Raw genomic sequence first — 13746 nt, 5'->3', positions numbered from 1 at the left:
GCAAGCATCGAGTATTTAACCCGATAGGTAAACAACATGAGGCCCGACAAACTCTCGATCCATGATCTTTTTCAAAGAGAACGTCGTTACACAGTTCCACTATATCAACGCGCTTATGTTTGGAATGAAGGGGAACAATGGGAACCACTGTGGGACGATATTCAGCGCCAGGCGGAAGAATGCCTCGCGACGGACGCAGGGGTACCTCGACGTACGCATTTTCTCGGGGCCGTCGTGCTCAATGTGCAGAAGATCGTTGGCGGTTCCGTCGCCCGCTCGGAAGTGATCGATGGACAGCAACGGTTGACTACTTTGCAGCTCTTCATTGGCGCGCTTCGTGATTTTTTAGCCACTATACAATCAACATACACAAACAAAGTTAGGCGCCTGACTATAAATCAAGACGAACCTTTCGGCTCTGAAAGCAGCTTCAAAGTCTGGCCTACGAACGCCGACCGTGACCTCTTCCGATCAGTTATGATGTCTGGAAGTCCAGATTCACTACTAAAGCAGCATGGCCTTATCCAGAAGAGCGAACTGCCACGATTGATTGGCGCATATTGTTATTTTTACCATCAGATTGATGCTTTCGTTGCGAAATCTGGTGCAGATCAAGCCGCACAGGATCGCCAGATTCTCGGATTATTCCAAGCGTTGAGATCGGGCCTCCAACTCGTTGTAATCGAGCTTGAGGACAACGACGATCCACAAATTATCTTTGAGACCCTCAACGCTCGTGGACAGCCTCTTCTACCCTCAGATCTGATTCGCAATACGATATTCCACCAAGCGTCAGTTGACCCAACGCACGCTTCCGACGAGAAATATGCTGATGGGCTATACGATCGCTTTTGGCATCCATTCGACAACGACCGCTTAGACACTCCGATCAACGGCGAAGATCGCTATTGGCACGTACAGGAACGGCAAGGTCGCCTGAGCCGCCCACGGATTGACCTTTTTATATTTCACTTCCTTGTTATGCAAACCGGTCGCGAACTCGCCATAGGCCACATTTTCCAAGAGTTTCGCGATTGGCGCGATATATCTGCACAACCACTTGAGTCCCTTCTCCATGAATTAAGACGTTATTCTGCGATTTTTCGGCAACTGATGTCACCAACCAGCGATGATCGCCCATCGATGTTTGCGCGACGACTCAGGGCTCTTGATACAAGTACCGTATATCCATTTTTACTTTATATACTTGGACTTCCTGTCGATCTCTTAACAAAATCTGACCGTGATCAAATTATTTGTGATTTGGAGAGTTGGTTTATCAGGCGTCTTGTTTGTCAACTTACTAACAAGAATTATAATAGATTTTTTGTTTCTCTGCTATCGAAAGTGAAACAGACAACACTCTCCGCACCTGTTGCATTGGACGATTCAGAAACAAATAACAATCTAAAAACTTGCACCAGCCAGGTAATAGTTAACACTGTGCGAGATGAATTGCTGCGCTCGACGGAAGCGACAGCACGTTGGCCCAAAGACGACGAGTTTGAGGCAAGTTGGTTGGAGAAAGACATCTACGCAAAATCTCGGCCTGACCGCGCCGTCATGCTACTACGCGCCATCAATGCAAAGATGATGGACAATAAGAATGAGACAGTAATTTTACCAGACAATCTCAGCGTAGAACACATATTACCTCAGCAGGGCGCTTTATTGGACTATCCCTATCCAGATGAATCGATCTCAATAGGCGCCGATGCGCCAGAAATCCGTCGGGCCCGCATCATTCACACCATCGGCAACCTGACACTTCTTACCGTCGCACTCAACTCCGCAATCAGCAATGGCCCATTTATCGACAAGCGTCCAAAAATAGCAAGCAATAGCGCCTTAAGGCTTAATACTATATTTCAGGATCAAGATAGGAATAAGTGGTCCGAGATAGATATTTTTGATAGAGGCCGAGATCTATTCACGTACGCGAAAATTATTTGGCCGCATCGTGGACCTTAACTGAAGAAATTATAATTTACCTTGATGGAAGGAAAAATCATGCGTAAAGTGTATGTCTTCTGGGATAATTCAAATATCTATATCAGTGCGCAAAATGCTCTACAGACTCTGGGGCGACGAAACAGTGGAATTCGTATAGATTTCGAGAATCTACTTAAACTTGCGATCGCGGGTCGCCCTTTCGCACGGGGGTATTGTGTGGGATCTGTCCCTCCTGAGTTATGGGCAGTTTGGAATGAACTAGCTCGCAAGACAGGTATAAAGCCAGAATTATTTGAGAGAGGAGCAGAGAGTGGAAAAGAGCAAGCAGTTGATCAAGCTCTGCAAGTGCAAATGCTCCGTGCACTTGCTGATGAGCTAAATCCACAGATAGCCGTTCTCTTAACTGGAGACGGGAAAGGCTATCATGATGGCATTGGCTTTCACGCAGATCTGAAGCGGCTTCATGACAAGGGCTGGAGCATAGAAGTTCTTTCGTGGGACAAATCTTGCGCCTCGGCGTTAAAAACGTGGTCGAGTGAAGTAGGAGTTTTTATCCGACTCGATGACTATATTAATAGCGTCGTATATGAACAGGGAACAACCAATGTGAAATCTTTGAATCTGAAAAACAGGCCTCGCGCCAAGAGCAACGATTGAATTAGTTTTGCAACTGAAATTTAATTTATAGAGACAGCTATCTTCGATACGGCGGCAACGGGTCTGATTTTCTAGCGCAGTACGACAAGCTTACGCATCATCCGTCCATGGCTCGGTTCTCCCACCGCTCTATTCCCCTTACGCACCCGGCAACCTGGTAGTGCACGGCCCCGCCCCCAGGGCGAAGCCTCCTCCCTCACTTCCCCTCCCCGCCCCAATCCGCCGTCTCCGCGCTGCCGTCCAGGAAGGGCAGCACCGTCTGGGTCAGGCGCGGCGACAGGAAGATGTCGTAATGGGTCAGGCCCGGCAGGATGGCGAGGCGGTTCTGCGCCATGTGCTCGCGCTGCCAGCCGGCGTCGCGCAGGCCGCCGCCCAGCAGCTGGTAGAATTTCACGATGTGCTCGGGCCGATACATGTCGCTGTCGCCGAACACCAGCATCACCGGCCCGGCCAGCTTCGGCACATCCGCCGACCAGTCGAAAGGCTGGCGCATCATCGCGCCCATGGCGTCCAACAGGCGCGGGAAGTCGCCCGGGTTCGGCGCCACCGCGACATAGGACCGGTACATCGGCGTGTCCTTCAGCATGTCGGCGATGCCGGCGCCGACCGCGGCCTGCTGCGGCAGCATCTCGGCATAGAAGCCGTCCTGGGCGTAGCCGGCCGAGACCATGGCCAGGCGGCGCACCCGGTCGGGGTGCTGCAGCGCCAGCTGGAAGGCGACGCCGCCGCCCATCGAATAGCCCAGCACGTCGGCCTGCTGCACGCCCAGCGCGTCCAGCACCGCCGCCATGTCGTCGCCCATCGCCGGCAGGCTGAGCGGCCGGTCGCCCAGCGGGGTGCGGCCATGGCCCTGCAGGTCGACGCCGATCACCTGGCGGTGCGCCGCCAGCACCGGCAGCGCCGGCTGGAACATGTCGGTGGAGCCCAGGCCGCCATGCAGCAGCAGCAGCGGTTCGCCCTGCCCGTAGACCGCGTAGTGGTAGTCGATGCCGCCGGCCCTGATATGCCCGGTCTTCTCCGCCTTCAGCGCAGCCGGGGGCTGGGCCGCAGCCGGGGGCTGAGCCACGGCCGCGGGCTGGGCGGGGGTGGCCGGAGCGGTCTGGGCGGAGGTCGTCTGGGCCGAGGCTGGGGCGGGCGCGGCCAGCAGGGCCGTGGCGGCGACCAGGATGAGCGTCGATTTCAGCATGTCGATCTCCCTTGGGGCGAAGCCGATGGCGTCGATGCCCCAAGGACGACGGAGCCCAGCCGGGCCCGACAGGGGGCGTGAAAAAAGTTGGTGCGGGGGATGGGGCGGATGGGCCGGAGCCGCCCCCTGCCCCTTCTTCGTCATTGCGAGGAGGCGAAGCCGACGAAGCAATCCATGGCGTCGGTATGCGCGGCCCGATGATGGATTCGCTGCGCTCGCAATGACGATGGGGGCGGCGCCTATCCGTAAACACAATGTACATTGCGCAAGCGGTTTAACATGTTCATGATCTGTTCCATGGACAACGCACCCATCGACGCCGCCCCTGATGAGACCCAGCCGGTCGATCCCGACCGGGAGTGGACGGTGTGGGCGCTGGGCAAGCTGCGCGAGCTGGTCGATATCGGCATGCGCACCGCCCGCCGGATCGAGACCCAGCAGATGGCGACGCCGATCGTGCCGCCGCCGCCCGATTTCGCGCTGATGCAGGCCCGGGTCGCCCGCGCCGTGCGCCTGTCCATCGCCATGACCGAGCGCATCCGCGAGGCCTACCGCGCCCGCAAGGCCGAGGCGGAGACCGCCGCCGCGGCGGTGCAGGAGCGCCGGCAGAGGCGTCGGGCGCAGGTGGCCCGCGCCGTGGCCGAGGCGCTGGGGCCCGAGCGGCCGGCCGGGGCCGCCGGGGCCAAAGATGCCGGCAGCCCGGCCGCGCCGCGGGAGAGCCTGACCGAGACCGAGGTGCCGGATGTCGAGCTCGACACCCTGCCGATCGATGAGATCGTGCGGCGGATCTGTCGCCGGCTCGGCCGCGCGCCGGACCGCCTGCCGCAGGGCTGGGAGGACGCCGTCGCCGAGGACGGGGCGGCCGGGCCTCTGGATGAGCCCCTGCCCGAAGCACTGACCGACCCGCCCCCCGAAGCGCCCGAGCCCGCCGCCGGCCGGGGCGGCACCGGCCGCCCGGCCCGGAAGCCGCCGGACAGCAGCTGAGTTGGCGGTGTGCTCGCGCTCATTCCAACCGTTCGCCGTCCATCCGCTCGACCGGCAGCCCCCTCCTTGTCCCCCCTCCCCTTGCGGGAGGGGGTTAGGGGGAGGGGTCTGCGCGCGTCCGCGCGCCGATGGCGGAGTCGGTCCCTGGGGAGTGCCGGCCCTGGCTGCGCCAACCCCCTCCCGCGGGGGGAGGGGGGACTCACATTGGAGACCGTCCGGGAATGCGCTGGTGTGAGTCGGCTGGTGGTGGTGTCGAGACCCGGCGCGCAGCGGACGTTAAAGTCCGTGAGCACCGGAAGCGCAGGCACCGCCATCAGACGGCCGCACCAGTAGCATTCCAGGGCGGTCTCAGCGTCTTCCGCCGACCTCGTCGATATGCAGCAGCATGTCCGCCGGGTCCTCGAACACCCGGTAGGCGCCGCTGCGCTCCAGCTCGTCCTGGCCGTAGCCGCCGGAGAGGAAGCCGATGCCGAGCGCCCGCGCCCGCTGCGCCGCCAGCATGTCCCACACGCTGTCGCCGACGACATGGGCGCGCTCGATCGGCACCTCCAGCTTCTCGGCCGCGGCCAGGAACAGGTCGGGGTCGGGCTTGGCGTATTTCACCAGGTCGCGGGTGATCACCGGCACCTTGTCGAAATCGACGCCGAGATTCTCCAAGACCGGCCGCGCCGTCTCCATCCGGCCGCTGGTGGCGATCGCCCAGGGGATGCCGGATTCGGTCAGCCAGGCCAGCAGCTCGCGCGCGCCGGGCAGCGGCACGCTCTTCTCGGCATGCTTCAGGTAGGCCGCGGCGTGCAGCCGGCGCAGCCGCTCCACCCGCTCCTCGCTGATGTCGAGGCCGGTCTCGCGCAGCAGCATGTTGGTGAACAGCCCGCCGCTCATCCCGATCTTGCGGTGGATGCGCCACACCGACAGGTCGATGCCCTCGGCGTCCAGCGCCTCGCGCCAGGCCAGCACATGGTAGTAGACGCTGTCGACCAGCGTGCCGTCGAGGTCGAACAGGAACGAGGTCTGCTGGCGCATGCGGGCTCTCCTGGGTTCAGCGGACGGGATCGGGGTGGTGCGGCACGAACAGCCGGAAGCGCTCGGTCCACAGCACCACCAGCAGGGCGCAGGCGCCGAGCCCGAAATAGCCGAAGCCGAGCGGCACCACCGTGCCGTCGAAGGCCTGGCCGACCAGGGCGCCCAGCGCGGCGCTGGCGATGGTGGTGTAGCTGCCGATCACCGATGACGCGGTGCCGGCGATGGCGCCCAAGGGCTCCATTGCCATGGCGTTGAAGTTCGGCACGGTCAGGCTGAACAGGAACATGTTGGCGGCCAGCACCACGCCGAACAGGAATAGCGGCGGCCGGCCGTCGAAGGCGAAGGCGAGCGCCAGCTGGACCGCGCCGACCGCGACGAAGCCGCAGATCCCGGTGTGCGACATCCGCCGCATGCCCAGCCGGCGCACCAGCCGGGAGTTGAGGAAGGAGGCGAAGCCCATCACCATCGCGATCAGCCCGAAGGCCATCGGGAACATCGGGCCGAGGGCGTAGACGTCGACCTCGAAGATCGCCTGGGACGAGCCGAGATAGCCCATCAGCGACCCCATCATCAGGCCCATGGCGGTGGCGTAGCCGATCGAGACGCGGGTGGTGACGCAGGTGCGCACGCCGTCGCGAATGCGGGCCACCGAGAAGGGCCGGCGGTATTCCGGGTGCAGCGTCTCCGGCATCCGGCGGTTGAACCAGACGATCTGCACCAGCGCGAGGCCGAGCATGCTGACGAAGATCATGTGCCAGCTGCCCACGAACAGGAACAGCTGGCCGATCGCCGGGGCGAAGATCGGGACGATGATGAAGACCATCATGGTCAGCGACATCACCCGCGCCATCTCGCGGCCGGAGAAGCGGTCGCGGACGATGGTGACGGTCAGGACGCGGGCGGCGGCGGCGCCCATGCCCTGCACCGCGCGGGCGACCAGCAGCCATTCGAAGCCGTGGGCGGCGATCGCCAGCACGCTGCCGACGCAATAGACCGACAGGCCGATCATCAGCGTCGGCCGCCGGCCGATGACGTCGGAGACCGGGCCGTAGACCAGCTGCATCACGCCGAAGCCGGCCATGTAGGCGGTCAGCACATATTGCAGCGCGTTGGGGTCGGCGATGCCGAGATCGGCCTGGATGGCGCCGAAGGCCGGCAGCAGGTTGTCGATCGACAGCGAGATCAGCGCCATCATGAAGGCGATCAGGCCGACGAACTCGACGAAGCCCGGCTCCGGCGTCGCCCGGCGGGCCGGCCTGGCCGCCGTGGTGCCGGTCGCGGTGTCCGCGTTCGTCGTCTTGATGAAGGACATTCGGTCCGGTCTCGTGCCACGCGGCATGGCCCGGCCCGCACCACCGCCCTGGGGCGACGATGCCGGTCGAGTGCTGCCCGCCCCTGCGGGGATCATGAGAAACAGGATGAGCTTCGGCCACAACCGGCCCGTCGGGCAAGCGGTTGGCGTGCAACGCTGGTTCCCGCCGGCAGCTCAGCCCGGCATGGCCGACCGCATGTCCCGGGCCTCGTCGCGCACCATGGCCATGAACACCTGGCCCGCGGCGGTGGCCGGCACCTCGGCCCGCATGGTCAGGCCGACCGGGCCGGTGGAATCGCCGTCGTCGATCGGCAACTCGGCCAGCACGCCCTCCTCCACATCCTGGACGATGGCGCCGCGCGATATGATCCAGACCGCATCAGTGAGGCGGGTGTAGGACCGGCCGAAGGTCGGCGAGACGCTCTCGATCCGGTCGGGCAGCGCCCCGACCCCGGCGGCGATCAAGAGCTTGTCGACCGTCGGCCCGATCACCGAGCCGGGCGGCGGCGCGATCACCGGGAAGGCGCCGATGTCGCGGATGGCGAGAGACGGGCGGCTCAGCAGCGGATGGCCGGGGCGGACGGCGAAGGCGATGCGTTCGGAATAGAGATGCTCGAAGGACAGGCCGGTCATCTGCTCCGGCTCCGCCAGCCGGCCGAGCACGAGGTCGAGCTCGCCGACGCGCAGCTGGCCCAGCAGCATCTGGTTCGGGCCGTCGACCACCCGCACCACCACGCCAGGGCAGGCTTCGCGGAAGCGCTGCAGCGCCGCCGGCATCATCTGCGCCGCCACGGTCGGCAGCACCCCGACGCGCAGCAGCTCCTCCCCCGCCGCGCGGGCCCGCACCACGCTTTCGATGCCCTGGCGCAGGGCGGTGACGCTGGTGCCGGCATGATGCAGGAAGGTCTTGCCGAAGGCGGTCAGCACCACGCCCTTGCGGCTGCGGTCGAACAGCGGCGCGCCCAGCGCCTCCTCCAGCTCGCGCAGGGTCTTGGACACCGCGGGCTGGCTGATCGACAGCGCATCGGCCGCCGCGACCACGCTGCGCAGCCGCGCCGCCTCCAGGAAGCACTGCAGGTGCCGGAACTTGATCCGCCGCTCGATCCCCGCCGCGCTGTCGCCGCGTTCCGCCATACTCGTCCGGTTATGTTTCTCGGCCAATTCGTCATTTTACATAACCGTTGCCGCCGAGCACAGTCGCATCAGGACACCCAGGCAGGACCAGGGATCGGGGATGGACGCGGTCAAGGCAAACGGCATCGTGCTGCACATCGAGGACAGGGGTCCGCGCGACGCGCCCGCCCTGGTCTTCGTCAATTCGGTCGGCACCGATTTCCGCATCTGGGATGCGGTGGTGCCGCAGTTCCCCGACCATCGGACCCTGCGCTACGACAAGCGCGGCCACGGCCTGTCCGCCAGCGAAGGCGGCGACAGCATCGACGCCCACGCCGCCGATCTCGCGGCGCTGCTGGACGCCAGGGGCATCGGCCGCGCCACCATCGTCGGCCTGTCGATCGGCGGCATGATCGCGCTGGCCTTGAGCCACCTGCGGCCGGACCTGGTCGACCGCCTGATCCTGTGCGACACCGCCCACCGCATCGGCACCACCGAGAGCTGGCAGGCCCGCATCGATGCGATCCGCACCGCCGGCGTCGCCAGCATCGCCGAGGCGACGATGGAGCGCTGGTTCTCCGCCGCCTTCCGGGCGGAGCAGCCGGAGCGGGTGGCGATCGCCCGAAATATGCTCAGCCGCACCCCGGCCGACGGCTATCTCAGCGCCTGCGCCGCGTTGCGCGACGGCGACTTGACCGCGGTGGCGCAGGCGGTGGCGGTGCCGGCCTTGTGCCTGTGCGGCACCGCGGACACCGCGACGACGCCGGAGCTGGTGCGGTCGCTGGCGGCGCTGATCCCCGGCGCGCGCTACGCGGACATCCCGGGCGCCGGCCATATCCCCTGCGTCGAGGCGCCGGACACCCTGGCCCGGCTGATCCGCGGATTCATCGAGGAGGCGCCCCGTGGCTGAGACATCGTACGACGCGGGCATGAAGGTCCGCCGCCAGGTGCTGGGCGACGCCCATGTCGACCGCGCCCAGGCCCGGACCACGGCCTTCGACGCGCCGTTCCAGGAGTTCATCACCAACGGCGCCTGGGGCGGGGTGTGGACCCGGCCGCAGCTGACCCATCGCGAGCGGTCGATGCTGACCATCGCGCTCTTGGCCGCGCTGGGCCATCACGACGAGCTGGCGATGCACATCCGCGCCACCGCGAACACCGGCGCCACGGCGGAGGACATCCGCGAGGCGCTGCTGCATGTCGCGGTCTATGCCGGGGTGCCGGCCGCCAACGCCGCCTTCGCCATCGCCAAGCAGGTCTTCGCCGAACGCGACGGCGTGGACCGGGAGGAGAACAAGTGAGCTTCCAGCCACGCGACTGGCGGATCCATCCGCCCCATCTGTTCGAAGGCTACCGCTCGACCGTGCTGCGGGCGCCGTCGCAGAAGCTGATCCCACTGACCGGTTCCCTGTCGGAACACCAGGGCCCGGCCTTCACCGCGGCGGCCGCCCCGCCCGGCGAGTCCGACCTGACCCGCAACGGCCGCGTCAACGGCGAGCCGCTGGGCGAGCGCATCATCGTCACCGGCCAGGTGCTGGACGAGGATGCCAGGCCGGTCGCCGGCACGCTGGTCGAACTGTGGCAGGCCAATGCCGCCGGCCGCTACATCCACAAGGTCGACCAGCACGATGCGCCGCTGGACCCGAACTTCCTGGGCGCCGGCCGCTGCGTCACCGACGCCGAGGGCCGCTACCGCTTCCTGACGATCAAGCCCGGCGCCTACCCCTGGCGCAACCACGCCAATGCCTGGCGGCCGCAGCACATCCACTTCTCGGTGTTCGGCCCGGCCTTCGCCACCCGGCTGGTGACCCAGATGTACTTCCCGGGCGACCCGCTGCACACGCTGGACCCGATGTTCAACAGCATCGCCGACCCCGCGGCGCAGCAGCGCCTGGTATCGCGCTTCGACATCGACATCACCGAGCCGGAATTCGCGCTGGGCTATCAGTTCGACATCGTCCTGCGCGGACGCCTGGCGACGCCGATGGAAGAGGGCCACCGATGAGCAAGCTTCCCCAGACCGGGTCGCAGACCGTCGGCCCCTTCTTCGCCTATGGGCTGGTGCCGCGCCAATACGGCTACGACTTCCCGCAGATCGCCGACGGCACCATCGCCGGCGACGCCGTGCCGGGCGACCGCATCCGCGTCGCCGGACTGGTGCTGGACGGCCAGGGCCAGCCGATCGAGGACGCGCTGGTCGAGATCTGGCAGGCGGATTCCAAGGGCGTCTTCGCCGGGCCGCAGCGCACCGCCAATGACGGCTTCGCCGGCTTCGGCCGCTGCGGCACCGGCACCGACCCGGAGCGGCGCTTCGTGTTCGACACGATCAAGCCGGGCATCGCCGCGCCCGGCGAGGCGCCGCATCTCAGCGTCATCGTCTTCATGCGCGGCATGCTGGTCCACGTCTACACCCGGATCTACTTCCCGGACGAGGCGGCGGCCAATGCAAGCGACCCGGTGCTGAATGCCGTGCCCGAGGTGCGACGTAACACCCTGGTCGCCCGGCCGGACGGGCCCGGCCGCTACCGCTTCGACATCCGCATGCAGGGTGCCGACGAAACCGTGTTCTTCGACATCTGACCGAGAGAGTTCATGGCCAAATTCCAGACCCTGGCCGAGGCGGTGGCCGAGAACCTAAGGGACGGCGACACCGCCGCCTTCGAAGGGTTCACCCATCTGATCCCGCACGCCGCCGCGCATGAGGCGATCCGCCAGGGACGGCGTGACCTGACCCTGGTGCGGATGACGCCCGACCTGGTCTACGACCAGATGGTCGGCATGGGCATGGCCCGGAAGCTGATCTTCTCCTATGCCGGCAACCCCGGCGTCGGCCTGCTGCGCCGCGTGCGCGACGCGATCGAGAAGGGCTGGCCCAACCCGGTCGAGATCGAGGAGCACTCCCACGCTGCCATGGCCAATGCCTATGAGGCCGGGGCGGCCGGCCTGCCCTGCGCCGTGTTCCGCGGCTATCGCGGCGCCGGCCTGGCCGAGGTCAACCCGAACATCAGGTCGATCACCTGCCCCTTCACCGGCGAGACGCTGGCGGCGGTGCCGGCGATCCGCCCCGACGTCGCCTTCATCCACGCCCAGAAGGCGAACCGCCGCGGCGACGTGCTGATCGAAGGCATCGTCGGGGTGCAGAAGGAAACGGTGCTGGCGGCCAGGCGGTCGGTGGTGACGGTGGAGGAGATCGTCGCGGATTTCGACGACGTTCACCCGAACGCCTGCGTGCTGCCGCACTGGACCGTGACCTCGATCGTCGAGATCCCGGGCGGCGCCCACCCGTCCTACGCCCATGGCTATTATCCCCGCGACAACGCCTTCTATTTGGCCTGGGACAAGATCGCGACCGACCGCGACGGCTTCCTGGCCTGGATGAAGACCAATGTGCTCGAAAGCGGTCCCGGCGCCTTCGCCGGCCGGGTCGCGGCGCTGAACGGGAGGGGCTGACCATGCCTGACTTCACCCCTGATGAGATGATGACGATCGCGGCGGCCCGAGCCTTGCGCAACGAGGATGTCTGCTTCGTCGGCATCGGCGCGCCCTCGGCCGCCTGTAACGTGGCGAGGCTGACCCACGCCCCCGACATCACCCTGATCTATGAATCCGGCACCATCGGCACCGCGCCGGAGGTGCTGCCGCTGTCGATCGGCGACGGCGAGCTGTGCGACACCGCCGTCACCACCGTGTCGGTGCCGGAGATGTTCCGCTACTGGCTGCAGGGCGGTCGGGTCACGGTCGGCTTCCTCGGCGCCGCCCAACTCGACCGCTTCGGCAACATCAACACCACCGTGATCGGCGACTACCACAAGCCGACGGTGCGGCTGCCCGGCGGCGGCGGCGCGCCGGAGATCGCGACCTCCTGCGGCGAGATCTTCATCACCATGAAGCAGGGCAAGCGCGGCATGGTCGACAAGATCGACTTCTTCACCTCGCTCGGCCATGGCAGCGGCGGTGACGACCGCGCCCGCCACGGCGTCACCACCAAGGGCCCGACCCTGCTGGTCACCGACCTCGCCGTCTGGCGCCTCGACCCTGCGACGAAGGAATTCACCGTGGTCTCGCTGCACCCCGGCGTGACCCGCGAGCAGGTGCAGGAGAGCTGCGGCTGGACCGTCCGCTTCGCCGACACGCTGGAACAGACCCCGCCGCCCTCGGCGCTGGAATTGAAGACGCTGCGCGACCTGCAGGAACGCACGCGCATCGCCCATGGAGAAGCCGCATGAGCCGCGACGCCTTTCTCTGCGCCTATCTGCGCACCCCGATCGGCCGCTATGCCGGTGCCCTGTCCGCCGTCCGCCCCGACGACCTCGCCGCGATCCCGCTGAAGGCGCTGATGGAGCGCCACAGCAAGGTCGACTGGGAGGCGGTGGACGACGTCGTGCTGGGCTGCGCCAACCAGGCCGGCGAGGACAACCGCAACATCGCCCGCATGGCGCTGCTGCTGGCCGGGCTGCCGGCGGCGATCCCGGGGTCGACCGTGAACCGCCTGTGCGGCTCCGGCCTCGACGCTTTGACCATCGCCGCCCGCGCCATCAAGGCCGGCGAGGCCGAGCTGATGCTGGCCGGCGGCGCCGAGAGCATGTCGCGCGCTCCGTTTGTCATGCCGAAGGCCGAGAGCGCCTTCTCCCGCAGCAATGCCGTCTACGACACCACCATCGGCTGGCGCTTCGTCAACCCGCGGATGGAGGAGATGTACGGCACGGATTCGATGCCGGAGACCGGCGAGAACGTGGCCGAGGAGTTCCGCGTGTCCCGCGCCGACCAGGACGGCTTCGCCCTGCGCAGCCAGGAGAAGGCGCTGGCCGCCCAGGCCAGCGGCCGGCTGGCGCGCGAGATCGTCCCGGTCACCATCCCACAGCGCAAGGGCGAGGCCATGGTGGTCGATCGCGACGAACATCCGCGCCAGACCTCGCTGGACAAGCTGGCCGCCCTGCCGACGCCGTTCCGCAAGGGCGGCACCGTGACCGCCGGCAATTCCTCCGGCGTCAATGACGGCGCCGCGGCGCTGATCGTGGCGTCGGAGGCGGCGGCGGCTCGGCACGGGCTGACCCCGATCGCCCGCATCCTGGGCGGGGCCGCCGCCGGCGTGGCGCCGCGGATCATGGGCTTCGGCCCTTCCCCCGCCAGCCGCAAGCTGATGGCCCGGCTGGGCCTGACGATCGGCGATTTCGACGTGATCGAGCTGAACGAGGCCTTCGCCAGCCAAGCGCTGGCGGTGACCCGCGACCTCGGCCTGCCCGACGATGCGGCGCATGTGAACCCGAATGGCGGCGCCATCGCGCTCGGCCACCCGCTCGGCATGTCCGGCGCCCGCATCGCCGGTACCGCGGCGCTGCAGCTGAAGCTGACCGGCGGCAAGCGCGCTTTGGCCACCATGTGCATCGGCGTCGGCCAGGGCATCGCCCTGGCGCTCGAGGCAGTTTAGGGGGAACTCCCATCCGGCTCGGGCGGTTCGCCAGGGTATGCAGCCGCCGGCTCCGGAAGGCGGCTGCACCCACCGCCAAGGAGGTTCCCC

The 13746-nt window shown here is 66.0% G+C and carries 14 protein-coding genes; 10 read left to right on the top strand and 4 right to left on the bottom strand.

Translation table 11 applies throughout. From position 1 onward, the window contains the following. Positions 1 to 36: 36 nt before the first annotated feature. On the top strand, positions 37 to 1971 hold the full coding sequence (locus E9232_RS29220; RefSeq protein ID WP_309800237.1) for a DUF262 domain-containing protein: 1935 nt from the start codon (positions 37 to 39) through the stop codon (positions 1969 to 1971). 39 nt (positions 1972 to 2010) lie between these two features. Beyond that, positions 2011 to 2610 carry an NYN domain-containing protein gene (locus E9232_RS29215; protein ID WP_309800236.1) on the top strand — a complete coding sequence of 200 codons (600 nt, stop codon included), beginning with the start codon at positions 2011 to 2013 and terminating at the stop codon, positions 2608 to 2610. A 196-nt stretch (positions 2611 to 2806) separates the two neighbouring features. On the opposite strand, the gene E9232_RS29210 is transcribed toward E9232_RS29215, so the two are convergent. Continuing rightward, positions 2807 to 3796, bottom strand: a complete 990-nt coding sequence (locus E9232_RS29210) for an alpha/beta fold hydrolase (protein WP_309800235.1) — start codon at positions 3794 to 3796, stop codon at positions 2807 to 2809. 297 nt (positions 3797 to 4093) lie between these two features. Here E9232_RS29210 and E9232_RS29205 point away from each other — a divergent pair, with 297 nt between their 5' ends. Then, positions 4094 to 4780 (top strand): hypothetical protein, encoded by a 687-nt coding sequence (locus tag E9232_RS29205; protein WP_309800233.1) that lies wholly within the window; start codon positions 4094 to 4096, stop codon positions 4778 to 4780. Positions 4781 to 5128: 348 nt separating this feature from the next. On the opposite strand, the gene E9232_RS29200 is transcribed toward E9232_RS29205, so the two are convergent. The 3 genes from E9232_RS29200 to pcaQ form a co-directional block, all read right to left on the bottom strand. Further along, positions 5129 to 5803 carry an HAD family hydrolase gene (locus tag E9232_RS29200; RefSeq protein ID WP_309800231.1) on the bottom strand — a complete coding sequence of 225 codons (675 nt, stop codon included), beginning with the start codon at positions 5801 to 5803 and terminating at the stop codon, positions 5129 to 5131. Between the two features lie 16 nt (positions 5804 to 5819). Then, positions 5820 to 7115, bottom strand: coding sequence for a multidrug effflux MFS transporter (locus E9232_RS29195; RefSeq protein WP_309800230.1), 1296 nt, complete (start codon positions 7113 to 7115; stop codon positions 5820 to 5822). Positions 7116 to 7289: 174 nt separating this feature from the next. Then, on the bottom strand, positions 7290 to 8249 hold the full coding sequence (gene pcaQ, locus E9232_RS29190; protein ID WP_309800228.1) for a pca operon transcription factor PcaQ: 960 nt from the start codon (positions 8247 to 8249) through the stop codon (positions 7290 to 7292). Between the two features lie 100 nt (positions 8250 to 8349). On the opposite strand from pcaQ, the gene pcaD reads away from it, so the two are divergent. Genes pcaD through pcaF form a run of 7 tightly spaced genes read left to right on the top strand, consistent with a single transcriptional unit; the run spans position 8350 to position 13656 of the window. Beyond that, complete coding sequence (gene pcaD, locus E9232_RS29185) at positions 8350 to 9138, top strand: 3-oxoadipate enol-lactonase (RefSeq protein ID WP_309800226.1); 789 nt, start codon at positions 8350 to 8352, stop codon at positions 9136 to 9138. Continuing rightward, positions 9131 to 9529 (top strand): 4-carboxymuconolactone decarboxylase, encoded by a 399-nt coding sequence (pcaC, locus tag E9232_RS29180; protein ID WP_309800224.1) that lies wholly within the window; start codon positions 9131 to 9133, stop codon positions 9527 to 9529. Before pcaD ends, pcaC begins: the two co-directional genes overlap by 8 nt. After that, complete coding sequence (gene pcaH, locus E9232_RS29175) at positions 9526 to 10233, top strand: protocatechuate 3,4-dioxygenase subunit beta (protein WP_309800222.1); 708 nt, start codon at positions 9526 to 9528, stop codon at positions 10231 to 10233. The genes pcaC and pcaH overlap by 4 nt, the downstream gene beginning before the upstream one ends. Next, the gene (gene pcaG / locus E9232_RS29170; protein ID WP_309800219.1) at positions 10230 to 10808 is read left to right on the top strand and encodes a protocatechuate 3,4-dioxygenase subunit alpha; all 579 of its coding nucleotides are present in this window, start codon (positions 10230 to 10232) and stop codon (positions 10806 to 10808) included. The genes pcaH and pcaG overlap by 4 nt, the downstream gene beginning before the upstream one ends. 12 nt (positions 10809 to 10820) lie before the next feature. Further along, entirely contained in the window at positions 10821 to 11678 is an 858-nt protein-coding gene (locus E9232_RS29165) for a CoA transferase subunit A (protein WP_309800217.1), read from the top strand. 2 nt (positions 11679 to 11680) lie between these two features. Continuing rightward, complete coding sequence (locus E9232_RS29160; RefSeq protein WP_309800215.1) at positions 11681 to 12454, top strand: CoA-transferase subunit beta; 774 nt, start codon at positions 11681 to 11683, stop codon at positions 12452 to 12454. Then, positions 12451 to 13656 (top strand): 3-oxoadipyl-CoA thiolase, encoded by a 1206-nt coding sequence (pcaF, locus tag E9232_RS29155; protein WP_309800213.1) that lies wholly within the window; start codon positions 12451 to 12453, stop codon positions 13654 to 13656. The genes E9232_RS29160 and pcaF overlap by 4 nt, the downstream gene beginning before the upstream one ends. The last annotated feature ends 90 nt before the right edge of the window (positions 13657 to 13746 follow it).

Origin of the sequence: Inquilinus ginsengisoli (genome assembly GCF_031453975.1) — a bacterium.
Taxonomy (GTDB): Bacteria; Pseudomonadota; Alphaproteobacteria; order DSM-16000; family Inquilinaceae; genus Inquilinus; species Inquilinus ginsengisoli_A.
This window is presented reverse-complemented; position numbering and strand designations above follow the sequence as displayed.

Bases quoted from the DNA above. Each gene is read 5' to 3' on its own strand.
- E9232_RS29220 (WP_309800237.1), top strand. From the start codon at position 37: ATGAGGCCCGACAAACTCTCGATCCATGATCTTTTTCAAAGAGAACGT.
- E9232_RS29215 (WP_309800236.1), top strand. From the start codon at position 2,011: ATGCGTAAAGTGTATGTCTTCTGGGATAATTCAAATATCTATATCAGT.
- E9232_RS29210 (WP_309800235.1), bottom strand. From the start codon at position 3,796: ATGCTGAAATCGACGCTCATCCTGGTCGCCGCCACGGCCCTGCTGGCC.
- E9232_RS29205 (WP_309800233.1), top strand. From the start codon at position 4,094: ATGGACAACGCACCCATCGACGCCGCCCCTGATGAGACCCAGCCGGTC.
- E9232_RS29200 (WP_309800231.1), bottom strand. From the start codon at position 5,803: ATGCGCCAGCAGACCTCGTTCCTGTTCGACCTCGACGGCACGCTGGTC.
- E9232_RS29195 (WP_309800230.1), bottom strand. From the start codon at position 7,115: ATGTCCTTCATCAAGACGACGAACGCGGACACCGCGACCGGCACCACG.
- pcaQ (WP_309800228.1), bottom strand. From the start codon at position 8,249: ATGGCGGAACGCGGCGACAGCGCGGCGGGGATCGAGCGGCGGATCAAG.
- pcaD (WP_309800226.1), top strand. From the start codon at position 8,350: ATGGACGCGGTCAAGGCAAACGGCATCGTGCTGCACATCGAGGACAGG.
- pcaG (WP_309800219.1), top strand. From the start codon at position 10,230: ATGAGCAAGCTTCCCCAGACCGGGTCGCAGACCGTCGGCCCCTTCTTC.
- E9232_RS29165 (WP_309800217.1), top strand. From the start codon at position 10,821: ATGGCCAAATTCCAGACCCTGGCCGAGGCGGTGGCCGAGAACCTAAGG.
- E9232_RS29160 (WP_309800215.1), top strand. From the start codon at position 11,681: ATGCCTGACTTCACCCCTGATGAGATGATGACGATCGCGGCGGCCCGA.
- pcaF (WP_309800213.1), top strand. From the start codon at position 12,451: ATGAGCCGCGACGCCTTTCTCTGCGCCTATCTGCGCACCCCGATCGGC.